This is a genomic window from Mariniflexile litorale (genome assembly GCF_031128465.2).
In the GTDB taxonomy this organism is placed as follows: Bacteria; Bacteroidota; Bacteroidia; order Flavobacteriales; family Flavobacteriaceae; genus Mariniflexile; species Mariniflexile litorale.
The window spans coordinates 1,036,452-1,055,384 of the sequence record NZ_CP155618.1; the positions used below are offsets into that span (position 1 = coordinate 1,036,452).

19 protein-coding genes are annotated in these 18,933 nt (G+C 31.6%); 11 read left to right on the top strand and 8 right to left on the bottom strand.

Annotated elements, in window-relative coordinates; all coding sequences use genetic code 11:
- The first annotated feature begins 9 nt into the window (after positions 1-9).
- The 9 genes from QLS71_RS04175 to QLS71_RS04215 all read left to right on the top strand — a co-directional run bounded on the left by QLS71_RS04175 (position 10) and on the right by QLS71_RS04215 (position 6,676).
- On the top strand, positions 10-1,281 hold the full coding sequence (locus QLS71_RS04175; RefSeq protein ID WP_308990658.1) for a sigma-54 dependent transcriptional regulator: 1,272 nt from the start codon (positions 10-12) through the stop codon (positions 1,279-1,281).
- A 108-nt stretch (positions 1,282-1,389) separates the two neighbouring features.
- Positions 1,390-1,899 (top strand): LptE family protein, encoded by a 510-nt coding sequence (locus QLS71_RS04180; protein ID WP_308990659.1) that lies wholly within the window; start codon positions 1,390-1,392, stop codon positions 1,897-1,899.
- A gap of 49 nt (positions 1,900-1,948) precedes the next feature.
- On the top strand, positions 1,949-2,899 hold the full coding sequence (locus QLS71_RS04185; RefSeq protein ID WP_308990660.1) for a hypothetical protein: 951 nt from the start codon (positions 1,949-1,951) through the stop codon (positions 2,897-2,899).
- Positions 2,899-3,237 (top strand): preprotein translocase subunit SecG, encoded by a 339-nt coding sequence (gene secG, locus QLS71_RS04190; RefSeq protein WP_308990661.1) that lies wholly within the window; start codon positions 2,899-2,901, stop codon positions 3,235-3,237. The genes QLS71_RS04185 and secG overlap by 1 nt, the downstream gene beginning before the upstream one ends.
- A gap of 150 nt (positions 3,238-3,387) precedes the next feature.
- Positions 3,388-3,663, top strand: a complete 276-nt coding sequence (gene groES, locus QLS71_RS04195) for a co-chaperone GroES (RefSeq protein ID WP_308990662.1) — start codon at positions 3,388-3,390, stop codon at positions 3,661-3,663.
- 32 nt (positions 3,664-3,695) lie between these two features.
- Positions 3,696-3,887, top strand: coding sequence for a four helix bundle protein (locus QLS71_RS04200; protein WP_308990663.1), 192 nt, complete (start codon positions 3,696-3,698; stop codon positions 3,885-3,887).
- A gap of 49 nt (positions 3,888-3,936) precedes the next feature.
- Positions 3,937-4,047 (top strand): hypothetical protein, encoded by a 111-nt coding sequence (locus QLS71_RS04205; protein WP_308990664.1) that lies wholly within the window; start codon positions 3,937-3,939, stop codon positions 4,045-4,047.
- A 37-nt stretch (positions 4,048-4,084) separates the two neighbouring features.
- Positions 4,085-5,716 carry a chaperonin GroEL gene (gene groL / locus QLS71_RS04210; protein WP_308990665.1) on the top strand — a complete coding sequence of 544 codons (1,632 nt, stop codon included), beginning with the start codon at positions 4,085-4,087 and terminating at the stop codon, positions 5,714-5,716.
- Between the two features lie 282 nt (positions 5,717-5,998).
- A complete protein-coding gene (locus QLS71_RS04215; protein WP_308990666.1) occupies positions 5,999-6,676 on the top strand; it encodes a class I SAM-dependent methyltransferase in 678 nt (225 codons plus the stop codon).
- A gap of 67 nt (positions 6,677-6,743) precedes the next feature.
- On the opposite strand, the gene QLS71_RS04220 is transcribed toward QLS71_RS04215, so the two are convergent.
- From QLS71_RS04220 to xrtF, 6 genes are all read right to left on the bottom strand, one after another.
- Entirely contained in the window at positions 6,744-8,954 is a 2,211-nt protein-coding gene (locus tag QLS71_RS04220; protein ID WP_308990667.1) for a DPP IV N-terminal domain-containing protein, read from the bottom strand.
- A gap of 152 nt (positions 8,955-9,106) precedes the next feature.
- The gene (locus tag QLS71_RS04225) at positions 9,107-9,478 is read right to left on the bottom strand and encodes a heavy-metal-associated domain-containing protein (RefSeq protein ID WP_308990668.1); all 372 of its coding nucleotides are present in this window, start codon (positions 9,476-9,478) and stop codon (positions 9,107-9,109) included.
- 61 nt (positions 9,479-9,539) lie between these two features.
- Positions 9,540-11,786, bottom strand: coding sequence for a TonB-dependent receptor (locus QLS71_RS04230; RefSeq protein WP_308990669.1), 2,247 nt, complete (start codon positions 11,784-11,786; stop codon positions 9,540-9,542).
- Between the two features lie 138 nt (positions 11,787-11,924).
- A complete protein-coding gene (locus QLS71_RS04235; protein WP_308990670.1) occupies positions 11,925-12,284 on the bottom strand; it encodes a hypothetical protein in 360 nt (119 codons plus the stop codon).
- 112 nt (positions 12,285-12,396) lie between these two features.
- Entirely contained in the window at positions 12,397-12,825 is a 429-nt protein-coding gene (locus QLS71_RS04240) for an exosortase F system-associated protein (RefSeq protein ID WP_308990671.1), read from the bottom strand.
- Positions 12,818-13,369 (bottom strand): exosortase family protein XrtF, encoded by a 552-nt coding sequence (gene xrtF / locus QLS71_RS04245; protein ID WP_308990672.1) that lies wholly within the window; start codon positions 13,367-13,369, stop codon positions 12,818-12,820. Before xrtF ends, QLS71_RS04240 begins: the two co-directional genes overlap by 8 nt.
- 364 nt (positions 13,370-13,733) lie before the next feature.
- Here xrtF and QLS71_RS04250 point away from each other — a divergent pair, with 364 nt between their 5' ends.
- Positions 13,734-14,192, top strand: coding sequence for a GAF domain-containing protein (locus tag QLS71_RS04250; protein WP_308990673.1), 459 nt, complete (start codon positions 13,734-13,736; stop codon positions 14,190-14,192).
- Between the two features lie 133 nt (positions 14,193-14,325).
- Complete coding sequence (gene purH, locus QLS71_RS04255) at positions 14,326-15,858, top strand: bifunctional phosphoribosylaminoimidazolecarboxamide formyltransferase/IMP cyclohydrolase (protein WP_308990674.1); 1,533 nt, start codon at positions 14,326-14,328, stop codon at positions 15,856-15,858.
- A gap of 557 nt (positions 15,859-16,415) precedes the next feature.
- On the opposite strand, the gene QLS71_RS04260 is transcribed toward purH, so the two are convergent.
- Positions 16,416-17,162, bottom strand: coding sequence for a response regulator transcription factor (locus QLS71_RS04260; RefSeq protein ID WP_308990675.1), 747 nt, complete (start codon positions 17,160-17,162; stop codon positions 16,416-16,418).
- Entirely contained in the window at positions 17,162-18,907 is a 1,746-nt protein-coding gene (locus QLS71_RS04265) for a tetratricopeptide repeat-containing sensor histidine kinase (protein WP_308990676.1), read from the bottom strand. The genes QLS71_RS04260 and QLS71_RS04265 overlap by 1 nt, the downstream gene beginning before the upstream one ends.
- Positions 18,908-18,933 lie beyond the last annotated feature (26 nt).

Here is an 18,933-nt window from a genome sequence, read left to right on the forward strand (position 1 = left end):
ACTTAAAAAATGGAATCAATTCAAGCTATAAAACAACGTTTTGGTATTATTGGTAATTCACCAGCACTAAATCGTGCCATAGAAAAAGCGATTCAAGTATCACCCACCGACATTTCAGTATTGGTTACAGGAGAAAGTGGGGTAGGTAAAGAAAGCATTCCAAAAATAATCCATCAACTTTCACATAGAAAGCACAACAAATATATTGCCGTAAACTGTGGCGCCATCCCTGAAGGAACTATTGATAGTGAATTATTTGGTCACGAAAAAGGTTCTTTTACAGGTGCAACACAAACCCGAGAAGGTTATTTCGAGGTCGCCGATGGTGGCACTATTTTTCTAGATGAAGTGGGCGAATTACCACTAACCACCCAAGTGCGTTTATTACGTGTTTTGGAAAATGGTGAATTTTTAAAAGTAGGCTCCAGTAAAGTACAAAAAACCAATGTACGTATTGTTGCGGCTACCAACGTGAACATGTTTGAAGCCATTGAAAAAGAAAAATTTCGTGAAGATTTATATTACCGTTTAAGCACGGTTGATATTCATTTACCACCTTTACGTCATAGGCAAGAAGACATTCATTTATTGTTTAGAAAGTTTGCGAGCGATTTTGCCTTAAAGTATAAAATGCCGACCATCAAATTAACAGATGCTGCCATACAAACCCTTTTAAAACATCGCTGGGCTGGTAATATTCGTCAATTACGAAATATCGCAGAGCAACTTTCGGTTTTAGAACAAAACAGAACCATTTCAGCCGAAACCCTAAAAAGTTATTTACCTATAACAGGCAGTAATTTGCCTGCTGTTATTAAAACTTCAAAAGCTGAAAGCGATTTTAGTAGCGAAAGAGAAATTCTATACAAAGTGCTGTTCGATATGAAAGGAGACTTAAATGATTTAAAGAAGCTCACTTTAGAACTTATGAAAAACAGTAACGTAAAAGATGTTGAAAAAAATAACGAAAGTTTAATTCAAAAGATTTACGGAAATAATGATGAAGACGATGCTGATTACGAAGAAGATGCTTCAGAAAATAACGACGTTTTATCCATTCCAGAACACACCACCAATCAGGATAAAAATGAAGTAATTTTAGACAAATATCATTTTGCTGAAGAAATTGAAGAAGAAGAAACCTTATCATTACAAGATAAAGAATTGGAATTAATAAAAAAATCCCTTGAGCGTCATCAAGGAAAGCGTAAATTAGCAGCTGCCGAATTAGGTATTAGCGAACGTACATTATATAGAAAAATAAAACAATACGATTTGTAAATAGTTAGCAGTAAACAGTTGAAAAATGCAACAATGCTAACAACAAATCGTTATACAATTATTAACTAAATATATCACACTTAGAGCAGTCAAAGTGTTTTAGATTATATGAAAAACTATTTTTTTTACTTCTTACTAGTAACTTTAAGCTTATCTCTTTTTGGTTGCGGTTTTTATTCATTCACAGGTGCATCGGTGCCAGCGAATGTAAAAACCTATCAAGTAAACCGTTTTGAGAACAATGCTCTTTTAGTTGAACCAGGTTTAGAACGCGATTTCAAACTTGCTTTAGAAGATTTAATTCAAAACCAAACCAATTTAAGTCTTGTCCCTTCCAACGGTGATTTGGTTTACGAAGGTGAAATAACCGATTATCGCGTTTCACCAACCACTGCGACCTCACAGAATACAGCTGCACAAAACAGATTAACAATTAGTGTTAAAGTGCGGTTTTTTAATAGAAAAAAGGAAGATGATGATTTAGAACAAACTTTTTCATTTTATTACGATTATTCAGGAAGCACACAACTAATTGGAGCCATAAAAACAACGGCACATGACGAAATTTTTGAGCGCCTTACACAGGATATTTTTAATGCTACTTTAGCAAAATGGTAAAAATCAATTAACAACTTACAATTGTTAATTGTTAATTGAATAAAAACTAATGAATAATACCGATTTTACATACATACTTCAGCATCCGCAAAGCATCACCCATCAACAAACTGAAGCTGTAAAATCTATTATCGATGAATTTCCTTATTTTCAATCGGCACGTGCTTTGTACCTTAAAGGTTTAAAAAACGACAGCAGTTTTAAATACAATCAAGAACTTAAAACGACGGCCGCTTATACGGCAGACCGCAGTATTTTATTCGATTTTATAACTTCAGATGTATTCATTCAAAATGAAATTTCAGAATTTATCAAACAAAATACAGCCCATTTACAAGATATTGAAATTAATATTGAAGATATTTCAGTAAATAAAAAAGTTACTATAGACGACAAACTAAAACAACAAATAATTGAAACCATTGGCGTTTTAGACCCTACTCTCTTTAAACCTAAAGAGGAAAAACTACAAAAAATAACGGGTTTTATTTTAGATGAATCTGAAACTATTGAAACAATTCCCAACAAAACAGAAAATTCAGAAACAACTGCTACTAGTGATTTATTGAAACTAGGAAAGCCATTTGAATTTAATAAAAGAGAATCTCATTCATTTAAAGAGTGGTTAAATTTAACACGCCTACAACCTATTGAAAGAAATTCAGATTTTATTGAAGAAGAAGTAAAAAAAATAAAAAGCTCATCATATAAAGATAAGCTTAAAAAATTCGAGCTTATTGATAAATTCATTAGTAAAAACCCAAAAATAAACCCGAGTACATTTTTGCCTTCAAAAGTAAATTTAGCCGAAGCGCAAATGATACAACCCGAAGCCTTGATGACCGAGACTTTGGCACGAATTTATCTTGAGCAAAAAAACTATAAAAAGGCAATTCAATCTTATAAAATTTTAAGTTTGAAATATCCAGAAAAAAGTAGTTTCTTTGCAAACCAAATTCAGGCGATAAAACAATTACAAGAACAAAATAACAGAAAATAATGAGTACGTTTACAATATTTTTAGCATTAATAGTTGTGGTAGCATTTTTACTAATTGTAGTAATTATGGTTCAAAACCCTAAAGGTGGTGGATTATCTTCTTCTTTTGGAGGCGGTGGTACACAACAATTAGGTGGTGTAAAAAAGACAACAGACTTTTTAGATAAAAGCACCTGGACATTAGCAACTTTATTGTTGGTGTTAATTCTATTATCTAATGTTGCAATTAACAGAGGTGGTGAAAGTGCAGATTCTAAAGCTTTAGATTTAGATGCTACAACATCACAACCTTTACCTAAACCAGCACAACCAGCAAACAATACTGCTCCTGTAGAGTAGTAATTTGTACTTCTATAAAATAAAAAATGCCAACTTTAAATGAGTTGGCATTTTTTGTTGCTGTAAGTTTGTCAGTTATCAAGCAATGGCACACTTTTAGACTACTACATTCCCGTAAACAATAATTTTTAACTTAAAAAATATATTACTATGTCATTAAACATTAAACCGTTAGCAGATCGCGTTCTTATAGAACCTGCTCCCGCTGAAACTAAAACAGCATCGGGAATTATTATTCCAGATAACGCTAAAGAAAAACCACAAAAAGGAACTGTTGTTGCTGCTGGAAAAGGCACCAAAGATGAGCCTATTACCGTAAAAGTTGGCGACACTGTTTTATATGGTAAATATGCTGGCACCGAACTTAAATTAGAAGGTAAAGATTATTTAATAATGCGCGAAAGTGACATACTAGCAATTGTCTAAAAGCTATACGCAATAGGCTTTAAGCTATAAGCATGAGAGACTTTAAAAAGTATCATATTTGGAATTTGAGTCACGAATTAACGTTAGAAATTTACTCTATTACTAATTCATTTCCAAAAGAAGAAATTTACGGTTTAACCTCTCAAATAAGAAGATCTTCAGCCTCAATACCTACAAACATTTCAGAAGGTTGTGGCAGAGATTCATATTTAGAATTCAAATAGATTTCTAACTATAGCTTTAGGGTCGGCAAGCGAAACCGAATACTTAATCATGTTAGCAAAAGATTTAGGTTATATAGAAGATAATCAAGCTAATGTACTTATTGAAAAAGTAAACGTAATTAAAAGTAAATCACATCAATTAAAACAAAAATTAAAATAGCTTATGGCATAAAGCCTAAAGCATAAATCAAAAAATTATGGCAAAAGATATAAAATTTGATATTGAAGCTCGCGACGGTTTAAAACGTGGTGTTGATGCATTAGCAAATGCAGTAAAAGTAACATTAGGTCCTAAAGGACGTAACGTAATTATTGGTAAATCTTTCGGTGCACCACAAGTAACTAAAGATGGTGTTTCGGTTGCAAAAGAGATTGAGTTAAAAGACCCTCTTGAAAACATGGGCGCACAAATGGTTAAAGAAGTTGCTTCTAAAACCAACGATTTAGCTGGTGATGGTACTACTACTGCTACCGTTTTAGCACAAGCGATCGTAAAAGAAGGTTTAAAAAATGTCGCTGCGGGAGCAAATCCAATGGATTTAAAACGTGGTATTGATAAAGCTGTTGAAGCTATTGTTAAAGATCTTGAAAAGCAATCAAAAAAAGTTGGTAACTCATCTGAAATGATTAAGCAAGTGGCTTCTATTTCAGCTAATAACGACGAGACTATTGGCGAATTAATTGCAAAAGCATTTAATAAAGTTGGTAAAGAAGGCGTTATAACAGTTGAAGAAGCTAAAGGTATGGAAACATACGTTGATGTAGTTGAAGGGATGCAATTCGACAGAGGCTATTTATCACCTTACTTCGTTACAGATACCGATAAAATGATTGTAGATTTAGACAATCCATACATCTTATTATTCGATAAAAAGATTTCTAATTTACAAGAAATCCTTCCAATATTAGAACCAGTAGCACAATCTGGTCGTCCTTTATTAATTATTGCTGAAGATGTTGATGGTCAAGCTTTAGCGACTTTAGTAGTAAACAAATTACGTGGTGGATTAAAAATTGCAGCAGTAAAAGCTCCAGGATTTGGCGACAGACGTAAAGCTATGTTAGAAGACATCGCTATCTTAACGGGTGGAACTGTTATTTCTGAAGAAAGAGGTTTCACTTTAGAAAATGCTGATTTAAGCATGTTAGGTACTGCTGAAACAGTAACAGTTGATAAAGACAATACTACTATTGTAAATGGTTCTGGAGAAGCTAAAGATATTAAAGCACGTGTAAACCAAATTAAAGCACAAATTGAAACGACTACAAGCGATTACGACAAAGAGAAATTACAAGAGCGTTTAGCGAAGTTAGCGGGCGGTGTTGCCGTTCTTTATGTTGGTGCTGCTTCTGAAGTTGAAATGAAAGAGAAAAAAGACCGTGTTGATGATGCATTACACGCTACTAGAGCTGCTGTAGAAGAAGGTATTGTTGCTGGTGGTGGTGTTGCTTTAGTAAGAGCAAAATCAGTTTTAGATAAAATTACAACTGAAAACCTTGACGAAACAACAGGTATTCAAATTGTAGCTCGCGCTATTGAATCTCCTTTACGTACTATTGTTGAAAACGCAGGTGGTGAAGGTAGTGTTGTGGTATCTAAAGTAATGGAAGGCAAAGGATCGTTTGGTTACGATGCGAAGTCTGAAACTTATGTAGACATGCTAAAAGCAGGTATTATAGATCCTAAAAAAGTAACTCGTATTGCTTTAGAAAATGCGGCTTCGGTTGCAGGTATGATCTTAACTACCGAGTGTGCTTTAATTGATATTAAAGAGGATGCTCCAGCTATGCCAGGTGGTATGGGTGGCGGTATGCCAGGAATGATGTAGTCGAGAGCCTCGACACGCAAATATTTTAAAAACGCTTCAATTAATTTTGGAGCGTTTTTTTATGAATTTACTTTAAATTAAGTATATGTCTCGTAGCTAAATACAATATCAACAAAATCTCATTTATATGATAACTTTTTTACATAAAACACACCCCTGGAATGATACAAGAAGCATCAAATTAACTAACACTATTCCATGACCACATATAATTTGTACGTTTGCTTTAATATTTCATTCGAATATATATAATTCCCATTTGTATAGACCAATAGAATATTTATGAAGAAAAAAGAAAATAGAACTAATAAAATAAAGAAACCCTGGCCAACTAAAGATGCTATGGAACAGGTTTATGCCATGAAGCTCTGGGGTAATAACAAATCTGATTTTTATTCAGGAATAGGGTCGCATCATCCAGACATTGCAAGTCCATATATAGATGTTGTAACAACATTTTTAAAGTCTTTTAAAAGTCCTCTTGTAGTATGCGATTTAGGTTGTGGCGATTTTAATATAGGAAAAGAATTAGTAAAGCACACCAAAAAGTATATTGCGGTGGACATAGTAACAAGTCTTATAGAATTTAATAAAGAGAAATTTAAAAATGAAAATTTGGAATTTCATTGTTTAGATATTGCAGCCGATAATTTACCTTCTGGGGACTGTGCTTTACTAAGACAAGTACTTCAACATTTATCGAATGCTGAAGTAAAAAACATAGTGAGGAAATTATCTAATTTTAAATATGTTATTTTAACAGAACATTTGCCTGAAGGAAGCTTTGAACCCAATAAAGATATTATTTCAGGACAAGGGATTAGGCTAAAGAAACAAAGTGGTTTAAACTTATTAGCTCCACCCTTTAATTTCAAAGTAAAAGAAGAAAAACAATTATCATCTGCTATTTTAAATGATAATAAAGGTGTTATTATAACTACAATTTATAAAGTTTTTTGAACGTCATATTTAAAAAAACTCCAAAGCTTTTTTAACTCCAGAGTTTTTTATCTTCTATATGCTTCTACTACCTAGCACCCGGTGGGCAATAGGTTTTTAAATAATTGGTAAACAAGGTTCTTAAATGCTCGGTAGTTCCCTCGCCTTCTCTAATACCATGTGTACGGTTTGGGTAAGGCATAAACTGAAACTGTTTGTTGTGCTTTACCAATTCGTTTACTAAAATTTCGGCGTTTTGATAATGCACATTATCATCACCTGTACCATGAATATATAAGAGATTACCTGCTAAGTTTTTAGCGTAAGTAACAGGCGACCCACTCACAAAATCTTCTAAATTTTCTTGGGGTAATCCCATATAACGTTCCTGATAAATATTATCATAAGTTAATTGATTTGAAATAGCCGCAATGGAAATACCTGTTTTATAAATTTCGGGATATTGAAACATTAAATTTAAAGTAGCAGACCCTCCTCCACTATGCCCCCAAACAGCAATACGCTCAGGGTCTACAAAATTCCATTTTAGAATTTCTTTAGCCGCCATGGCTTGATCTTTAATATTAATTTGTCCTATGTTTCTATAAATACTTTTACGCCATTCTCTACCTTTTGGCGCTGGTGTTCCTCTATTATCTAATGAGATATAAATATAACCGTCCTCAGCCATATTCCCCACGTAGTTCCTGTTTCTGCCAGCACCATACGAGTCATTTACGGTTGTACTTGCTGGTTCAGTATACACATAAAACACCACTGGATATTTCTTTGAAGCATCAAAATTAGTTGGTTTAACCATCCATCCGTCCATTTCAACACCTTCTGCGGTCGTTACTTTAAAAAATTCTACTTTGGATTTTTCTACCAACTTAGAAAGGTTTGCTTCTATGCCGTATTCTGCATTAATAGGCTGATGATTTGCAAAGGTAATAAGTTCAGAAGCAGGCTTTGTGAAATGGTTCGAAAATGAATGAATCGCAAACGCCCCTGTTGGAGATACATTATATTCATGGGTACCTTCCAATGTTTTCGGGCTTACTAGTTCTAATTTACCTTTACCATTTAACTTCGTTTTATATAAATAACTTTGTGTTGCATTGTTAGGAGATGCCATAAAATAGACATAACCGTTCTTAATATCAATATATGACAAGTCGATAAAATCGTAATTCCCTTTGGTTATTAACTGTTCCTTTTCACCCTCCAAAGACACATTGTACAGATGTCTCCAACCATCTTTCTCAGTGGCCCATAAAATATTTTTTCCATTGTTGTACCAAATAAAATTATTGGTAAAATCGACCGTGTATTTATTTCCTGCTTGATAAATATCTACCCAAGCGGCATCTTTTTCTTCTTGAATTAACTTTGAAGCTCCCGTTTTAGGTTCTGCAATAAACAGCTTGCTCTGATTTTGCTTTCTGTTTAATTGCTGAATTAATAATTTTTCGGTTGAAGGAATAAATTCCATACGTACTAAATAATGTTGGCGCACATCTCCAGGAATGTTTATCCAAGTTGTTTTGGCATCATCAACACTTACCACACCTACTTTACAAGCCGATGGACTTTCTCCTACTTTAGGGTATTCTAAAGGTATTATTTGCGAATAAATAGAATCGGTATTATTAATCATGTAAAACTTCTTGATATCACTCGCATCAATTTGCCAATAAGCAATTGATTCACTATCGGGACTCCATCGAAACCCATCGCGACAGGCAAATTCTTCTTCATAAACCCAATCAAAAGTTCCATTTATTAAAGTTGCTGTACCATCGGTTGTAAGGGCTTTTATTTTTGAAGTACTTAAATCTTCAACATATATATTATTATCACTTACATAGGCTGCTAATTTTCCGTTAGGTGAAATTTTAGCAAACATCAGCGAAGATTCTGGCAAGGTTTTACCAATTTGTTGCAAAGCTCCAGTTGCCAAGTTTAAAACCCAGTAATCACCTTTAGTATTAATACGCCAAACGCGTTTTGTATTTGTAAACAGTAATACTTTTTGTTCATCGTTAGAAAACTTAAAATAATTAACTTCCAGAGGCGTATTCCCATTTTTAGGCGTTAATTGCTCCTTAGATATCAAAACTTTAGCTTCATTGTTAGGTAATGTATATTGAACAATACCTTCACTTTGAATGCTATAATATGATTTACCATCGTTAGACCATTTAAAACCATTTTGTGAAAACCCTTGAATTGATAATGCAATAAATAATAGGAAGACTAGAGTCGACTTTAATTTCTGTGTGAATTTAGATATGTTCATGCAATGTATTTTTAATAAGATACTTTTTTTCTGATAAAAGTTTTCGAATTTAGTATTTAATTTGAAATTTGATGCGGATTTTTCATGTGTTTAACAGATTCTTATGATATAAAAAAAAAGAAACCCAAACAATTGTTTGGGTTTTGATATTCTTAATGATCGTGACTGTCATCTTCTTTATGGTCATCTTTCACATCGGTATCTCTGTATTTACAACAAGGGTGAACCGTTTCATAAGCTTTATCAGTAGCCTTAAGCCCTTTTGTATCATGACCAACTGCGACCACACTATTTTGGATGGTTTTTAAATTGGTTTTACGAGCGTCGTAAATTAATTTCAACTCATGTGTTTTCACATCCCAAACCGCACTTTTAACACCCTTGGTATTAAAACAAGCTTTTTCTATTCTACTCTTGCACATTAAACAAACACCATCAACTTCTAAAGATGCTTTTTCATTTTTGTTTTGCGCAAATGTTATACTGGACACTAATACAGTTAATACTATTATTAATTTTTTCATAATTTTTGTTCTTTCTGCGAAAGCAGAATCTCTTTTTAATTAAACGTTTACTATTATTTCTTTATTTTATTTTATATCGTAACCCTGCATAATACATACTTCCAAAAATAGGTCCATATACAAAGTTGGTATCAAAATTCGAACCAAAAGGATCATCGGCCGCTAGAATAGGATTGCTTTGCCTTACATTGGTTATATTTTCACCGCCTAAATATACTTCAAATTTTGGAGAAAACACTTTGGTTATTTGTGCATTAAGCGTTGCTAATTTTGGAGTCTTCTCAGGTAATTGATATGGTATTGGATTTGTTGCTGTTGATGAAAAACGCTGTTCACCCAACCAATTAAATGTTGTATCAAACTTCCAATTTGCTATAGAATTGTCTCCCTTATGAATTTCATAGGAAGCATTAGCAAAAAATCGATGTTTTGGTGTTAATGGCTTTTCTAATTTCCCAGAGTTATACTCTGTTTTAACTTCGTAATACTTGTAAGCCAATCGCAAATCGAATTGTTCAAAGGCATTATAATTCACTTCTGTTTGAAAACTATTTGCAAAACTTTTTCCATCAAGATTATAAAAATTAACTTCTTGTGGGTTTTCATAATCTACCACCACTTGGTTTGTAAAATCGGTTATATAATAATCAACCGTTACATCCGCTTTTCTCCCAAAAAGATTAAAACCTTGTAGGTATGACACGCCGTAATTCCAAGCGATTTCTGGATCTAACCCATATATTTTTCCTGTGGAATCTAAAATATTTATAGCTCTTGATGTCGAAAATATGTTTTGATTTTCAGCAAAAATATTAGCACTACGCTTTCCACGACCAATAGATGCTCTTAAAGCCGATTTTTCCCAAGGCGTGTAACGTGCATTAATTCTTGGTGTTACAAAGGTTCCTAATAAATTATGATGATCGACCCGTAATCCTGCGGTAAGATTCAGGTTATTTAAATTATCAAAATTGTATTCGAAAAAAGCTCCTATAGAATTTTCATTTCTTTTATAATCTGTTGTATTCACCAACTCATCATAATGATCGTAAGTATAACTTAATCCTGTTTTTACTTTATGACGAGAATCACTTATAATCGAATTATAAATAACATTGGAATATAAACTATTATGCAAAATATCATATTGCTTTAAACCAAAATAAGATTCTTGTTTATGACTGCTAAAAGCGGTTTGAACACTTACACTTTGCCAAGGAATTTCTGGATTTACATAACCAAGTTTTGCTGACACTTCGAAACGTCTGGTATCTATTTCACTACCCCACGCATTTGTGGTTAATTTATCCGTTTTTGGATTAAAATCAAGTTCCCCAGTCTGCTTTTCATCATTTAAAAACTTTAAATTTATAAAGCTTAAAACCCCCTTTTCAGCATTCGTATATTGCCAACGGTTCATTAAGTTTATTTGATTAAACTTGGGCATATCTAAAAAACCATCATCATTCACATCGTGTTCGCCATTATGAGTGTTACCATGAATATATAAACCAGTATCCCATTTATCAGTTACTTTGGTGTTAATATGAGTGTTTAACTCTAATCGTTCACTTGTTGCTCCATAGAGATTTACATATAGTCTATCATCCATTGATGGTTTAACGAGTTCGGCATTAATTTGTCCCGCAATGCTTTCGTAACCGTTAACTACACTTCCAGCTCCTTTAGTAATTTGAATACTCTCTACCCAGGTACCAGGAATAAAACTTAAACCATATGCTTGTGATGCACCACGAATAGACGGAATATTTTCGGTAGCAATTAAAATATACGGACTAGTAAGTCCTAACATTTTTATTTGACGTGTGCCTGTTACAGCATCAGCAAAATTAACATCGATAGATGGATTTGTTTCAAAACTTTCCGAAAGGTTACAGCAAGCTGCTTTTAATAATTCGTCACTACTCACTGTAAACGTATTAGTAGCTTGTAAGTACGATTTTGCCGTAGTTTGTTTTCTAGAAGTTACTGTTACAGCATTTAAATTATCCGTTGGTTGCAACCAATGATGTACCATTTTTGGTTGAGTAAGGGTTAAGGTGTCTGTTTTGAAACCTACGTAACTAACAACCAGTTTTGTATTTTCCTTTGAGTAGGCAAGTGAAAACTTCCCATCCATATCGGTAACCGTTCCAATACTGGTATTTAACCAGTATACATTAGCTCCTGCTAATCCTATGTGTTCGTTTTTTTCATTAGCTTCCATAATCATCCCGGTTATTTTTTCTTGGGAAAGCAGTATAAATGGAAGTAGAAATAATATATATGATATATTCTTTTTTTTCATTTTCATCAGAATTGATAACAACTTCATAAATATGCTTTCAAAAACACGAATGCATATATATAATATGTTTTAAGATTTAAATTTAATAATTAGGTATGTCCCAGTAGTTAATCGGGATTTACAAAAAAAATCTATTAATCAAATAATAAAAACTTGGTCTAAAACCTGAATATCGGCAACCAAATGAGGTGGAGAGTAATTTTTATGAGGAATAACATGTTCAGCTAACCCTTGAGAAACACTAATAAATGTATAGGTAAAACTTGCAATGAATAGTTGTTGCTGAAAATTAAAATCTTCAAAAGAAGTAAGTCTTAAATTATCTTGACCTTGAATAACATTTACTTCATCTTTACAACATATTTTTTTTCTGATAGTTTGTTGATCTGTTTCAAAAGCACCCATAATACATTTTTGGGCTTCAGTAAAAACAGAAACATCTACCAAAACATCACCACAAAAATGCTTTTCAATAGTAAAAGAAACTGTTGAAAACATTACAAGCAATGCTAAGAGCACTGAAAAACTTTTATGTAAAAATTGCATTATCACCGTGCGAAAATACAAAAAATTAAAAATAATAATCCTCATTTACAAAATGATTAACATTTTAATTTTTAATTTTATGATAGTAAAATGCAGGCAATAAAAGAATTAGTATAATCGGTTGAATTAAAAACCTACGCACATTAAAAAACAAATAATAATCTTCTTGTCTTGGGTTAATAACAAAATACAAATAAATTATTATTAGAATTACATAAGCTAAAATATAAATAAGCATAGAAAATTTAACAATGCTTTTATCTTTAAAAACCACGTATAATATTCCTAATGAAATAGCGGTGTTTAGTATAAATCGTAACGAGGTAAATAATGTTACTTTAAAAATTTCTCGTCTTGGACTGTCCATATACAAATAGTCGTTTTGAAAAAACGTTAGATAAGGGTCGTAAAACAAGTCACTTTCAAAAAGTCGAATTAAAATCAACAATCCGAATAACACAATCAATAAAACGTATTTTTTGGAATTACTCATTGTTATTCTTCAATTTAGAAAACCGATTCACCCAAAAAATCCATAATAAAAACACCATACCGTAAATAATAGCAGGAAAAACAACGGTGTGAAAAACATCCTTTTGATGTGGATAATGATACAAGCCTATGGTTAACATAACAATACGCAATAGGTTAACTGTGTAAATTAAAACACTTCCCGAAAGGATGTAGAAAAACGTTGTCTTAAACTCAGATGCAAAAGCTATAATAAACGATACAAATAAGATAATAACACTCATGGAATTACAACCTTCAATAATACGCGCTATGGGTATATTATTTACAAGGAGTTTCATAGAGGGTTCATCTGGGTGCTTTAAAACTTCCGTATTATATCCAAGAACACTTATTAAGGCTTCACTTTGTTTAGCCACTAAATGCGTGATATAATCTGGATAAAATTTAGATCCATCAGAAAATTGCAAGTAAAACTTATAGCATATCGATAAAACAATATATGTTAACAAAAACACAAGTATGAACTTTATAACTGATTTATATTTTACTAAGAGTGCTTTCAAAAATGTATGGTTTATTTTAAGGAAGCATAACAGCTATATGCGGTTGCTTTCCAGTTTTTAAATTTAAGCTTTTTTATATTTTAGAATCTTTTTTATTTAAAAATTCTTAATGCAGGTATGTATTTATGTTTTTTCTTTCTCAAATCTTTTACTCTTTGTGATAAATTCAAATCATTCCTTTTTTTATAATTTTAATTTGAAGTAAAAGTATTATGGATTCAATCATTTATGTTGCGTCTTTACTATGTCATTCTTACCTCATGTATGTCTAAACATGAAATTCAACTTATTAAGGTTAAAATTATGTAAATCAAATATAACATTCATCCCATTTTTAAATACTTTTACCAAAACTTTTGAATTTATGACTTTTGAACAATTAAAACCACAAGTAGAAACTATAATTAAAAACAGTAATTCACTTATATTACACGATTGTTTATTACAAATTTGCGAATTACTTGAAGCTAATATTTCATATTACAATTGGGTTGGTTTTTATTTTAGAAATGGTAATAAAGAAGAGTTAAAGCTAAATGCTTACGTTGGAGAACCCACCGACCATACGATTATTCCTTTTGGGAAAGGTATTTGCGGGCAGGTAGCCCTAAGCAACCAAAATTTTGTAGTGCCAGATGTAGCTGCTCAAGATAATTATATAGCTTGTAGCATAACAGTAAAGGCTGAAATTGTAATCCCTATTTTTGTAAATGGAGAAAATATGGGACAAATTGATATTGATTCAAACACACCAGACCCTTTTACCAAAGCAGACGAACGTTTTTTAGAGTTTGTTTGTGAGCAAGTCGCCTCCATACTTTAGTTAATTTTGGTATTTTAAAATTCTTGTTAATAAAACGTTGATTTAGTTAAAAAATCACCTTGTTTTTTGTTTTATAAACAGTTGTATTTTAGTTGAAATAACTACTTTTGCAACTTATTATTAGATTTAAAAAATGAGCAACGAAAAAACAGTAAAATCAGCATTAATCTCCGTATTTAGTAAAGACGGTTTAGAACCTATTGTTAGAAAACTAAACGAGCAAGGTGTAACCATTTATTCTACTGGCGGCACCCAAACTTTTATTAACGACTTAGGCATTAACGTAATTCCTGTAGAAGAAGTAACATCGTACCCATCCATTCTTGGTGGTCGTGTAAAAACATTACATCCAAAAGTATTTGGTGGTATTTTAAACAGACAAAACCATGCTGGTGACATTAAAGAATTAGAGGATTTTGAAATTCCTCAAATTGATGTAGTTATCGTTGATTTATATCCATTTGAGAAAACTGTTGCTTCAGGCGCCAGCGAACAAGATATTATTGAAAAAATTGATATAGGCGGTATTTCATTAATTCGTGCTGCTGCTAAAAACTTCGCTGATGTAATTTGTGTTGCATCTGTTGATGATTATACAGAATTTTTAGAATTAATTTCAGCCGATAACGGAAGTATCTCAGAAGAAAACAGAAAACGTTTTGCAGGAAAAGCATTTAACGTATCGTCTCATTATGACACAGCTATTTTTAATTACTTCAACCAAAATAACGAAGAAACTGTTTTAAAAATAAGCGAAACCAACGGTCATGTATTGCGTTATGGCGAAAACCCACACCAAAAAGGGTTTTTCTTTGGCGATTTTGATGCTATATTTACAAAACTTAACGGTAAAGAATTAAGTTATAATAACTTATTAGATGTTGATGCTGCTGTTAATTTAATAAATGAATTTAAAGGTGAAGCACCAACCTTTGCTATATTAAAACACAACAATGCTTGTGGGTTTGCGCAAAGCAACACAATTCACCAAGCCTATAAAGACGCTTTAGCTGGCGACCCCGTTTCTGCTTTTGGTGGTGTTTTAATTAGTAATACTGAAATTGATAAAGCAACTGCTGAAGAAATTAGCAGCTTATTCTGTGAAGTTGTTATCGCTCCTTCATACAACTCTGAAGCTTTAGAAATTCTAAAAGGAAAGAAAAACAGAATCATTTTAATTCTTAACGAAATTGAATTGCCACAAACCAACGTAAGAAGTTGTTTAAACGGCATTTTAGTTCAAGATAGAAATAATGTTACCGACACTATTGAAGGTTTAACATACGTTACAAACACCAAACCAACACAGAACGATTTAGAAGATTTAATATTTGCATCAAAAATTTGCAAGCACACTAAATCGAACACCATCGTTTTAGTAAAAAACAAAAAATTATTAGCTAGCGGAACAGGACAAACCAGTCGTGTTGATGCTTTAGAACAAGCCATTCATAAAGCCAAAACCTTTAAATTTGATTTAAATGGTGCTGTTATGGCTAGTGATGCTTTTTTCCCGTTTCCTGATTGTGTGGAAATTGCTAAAAATGCGGGCATTAGATCTGTAATTCAACCGGGCGGTTCTATTAAAGACCAGTTGAGCATTGATTATTGTAATGATAATAATGTAGCTATGGTAATGACCGGAACACGTCATTTTAAGCATTAAAAACAAAGAATATAATATTAAAAAAGAGCACTAATTAAAAAATAGTGCTCTCTTTTTTGAAATTAATTAATGAAATTAATCTCCCTTATTAGTTAAATATCAATCAATTTACTTAATCGATATATTAAAATTCCTAATTGAAATACAACAACTACCATAAGTAATATCATGAAATAGTTTGATTTCGTTTTTCGAGCTGTTTTGTTTGCAACCATCTCTGATTTATCTTTTAAATTATTTTTTCTTAATACCATTTTCAGAAAATATTTTGTTTTTGAAAAATATTCTGTTTTTTTGTTTTATAAATCTATTGATTAATAAGGGGTTAGTGTAAAAAATTAGCACGAAGCCGCTTTTTTTATCCATAAGAAGGGAAAACGAAAACATATAAGCTTATTGGAATCAATTATCCAATGAGGATATGGAGGAAAAAGAGATAAAACAAATTAAACCTTCTGTAGTTTTAATGATATATTCTACAGGTGTGAAATCACTTAAGGCTCTAATCTTTGGACACAGGACAGCCTTTTCATAAAAATAAGAAGTGAACTCTAAATTTATTTTAAGGTAGGAAGTTTTTTTAAAATGTCCTTATAGTGCTCACTTAGTGTTACTTTATTGTTTCCAGATAAAATAATAAGATTGTCGATAGGTATAATCTCAATTATCTTTTCCGTATTTACAATATAATTTCTGTGAGTTCTAAAAAACAGTGAATCATCTAACAGTTTCAACATTTTTGTTAACGATATCAGGATTACAAATTTCTCTTTTTCAGTTATTATATTACAATATTTCTCTTCTACTTCTATATATATAATATCTGAAATAAGTACTTTTTTTAAGGATTTCCCTTTTTTTATAAAGAGGTGCTCATGACTTATAACAGTATTTTCTTCTTCACTTAAAAACGCGTTGGGTTGTCCATAAAACTTTTCCACAGCCATTTCTAATGCATATAGAATTTCTAATTCGTTAAATGGTTTCATCAAATAACTAAATGGCTGTGTTAACTTTGCTCTTTCAAATATTTGTCGATCAGTAGAACTCGTTAAAAACACAAATGGTTTTGAGGCATTTGGACTACCATTAATAGCTTCTGCAAAAGAGATACCGTCAGGTAAGCCATTTAAAAAAATATCAATAACTACAATATCTATTTTATTGGTATAAAATAGGTTTAATGCCGCTTTAAAACTAGTGGCCACACCAACAATATTATAATTATTAGATATAAGCACTTTTTTTAAAGCATCACTTTCATCAACCGTATCTTCAACTATAAGTACATTTACATGATCCATTATGATGCTGTTTTAGGTAAAGATACAATCATTTTCGTACCTTTTCCTAATTCACTTTCTATAGAAAATTTTCCATTATTTTTTTTAATCATCGATTTACATAATTGCAGTCCTAAGCCGGTTCCTATAACATCTTCATGCTCTTTTTTTGATAATATGGCGGAGTCCTTAAGAAGTTCCAAACGAGCTGTTTTGCTTATTCCTAATCCAGAATCTTCAATAACTAAATCGCAATAGGATTCATGAGTGTGTGTGGTGTAGATTTTAATCTTTCCATTTTCATTAGAAAACTTGATAGCATTATCTAACAAATTTCTTAATATAATTTTTAACGATTCTTGGTCTGCAAAAACAACATCCTTTTTTAAAATCTTAGTTTCAAAATCTATGTTCTTCTCTAACATTAATGGCTTATAGTTATAAACTGTTTGCTCCACTATAAAAAACAAACGTATGGAGGTTATTTCAAAGTAGGATTGATTTGTTTGCAACAACGCCCAGTTTAATAGGTTGTCTAATAAATTATAAGCGCCATTTACTATGGCACTATTCGTATGCAATAAATTATCTAATACATCTAAATTCTTTGCCTCTAAATTATCTAATAATTTTGTATTACTTGTTTTAAGCGCATTAACCGAGGAGCGCAAATCATGACTTACAATGGAAAAGAGTTTATCTTTTGTGGCATTTAACACATCTAAACGTTCCTTTTGAGCCACTATAATTTTATTCGTTTTTATTTTCTCCTTATAAAAATACATGGTTGTTCCTAACAACACTAAAAGCACTATGGCCGAATAAAACAACCCATTTCTTTCTACTATTTTGGCCTTATTTTCGACTTGCAATAAACTAACTTCTTTTTGTTTTTCCTTTACTGCAAATTGTTTTTCTAGTTGAGCAACTTCCCAAATTTTATTTTGATCGTTTAAAGAATCTTTCCATTGTTCATATTCCTTTCTATATGCTAATGATTTTTGAAAATTTTTGCGATTTTCTTCAACCACAGCCATGTTTAATGCTGAGTTATGCTTAGTTTTTATATCTTTTATTTTTTTTGATAGTTGATATGCTTTTTCAAAATACGGTATAGCTAAATCATCTTGATATTGTTCATAATATAAATTCGCTAAATTTCCGTAAGCAAGTATTATTTTAAGCGTATCTTCTTTTTGTTCTTCTAACTTTACATTTTCAATTAAATACGGCTCTGCTTTTTTAAATTCTCCTAAATGCAAGTAGCACAATCCTAAATTATGGTTGATTATACTTTTCTTTAAATATTTATAATTATTATCAGATAAACTTAGCAATTCTTCGTAATAAGCAATCGCCTTTTTAAATTGACTAAGCTGTAATGCAACTTCGCCTAAATCCATTTTTACTATGAAATAGAACTCAAAATCTGGCGATATTAATTTGAACTCTTTTTGAGCTTCTTTATATAGCTTTTTCTGATTAAAACTACAACCTCTTAAAAAATGTGAATAATTTTTTACTTCTCTATTTTTTTGAGGATTGTTCAGCTGCTTCATGGTATACACCAATGTAGAATCCCAATCTTTATTAAGAAAAAAAGAAGTCGATTTATAAAATAAGGCGTTCGATTTATAAACCCTTGCTTTTTCACTTATTACAGAATCAAAAAGCTCGTATTCCATCTCTTTTTGAGAAAAAGAGTAACCACTTGAAAATAATGAAATAAAAATCAATATTAACTTAATTTCACTTTTTGCTTTCATAGAATGGTTTATAAAAACAAATATAT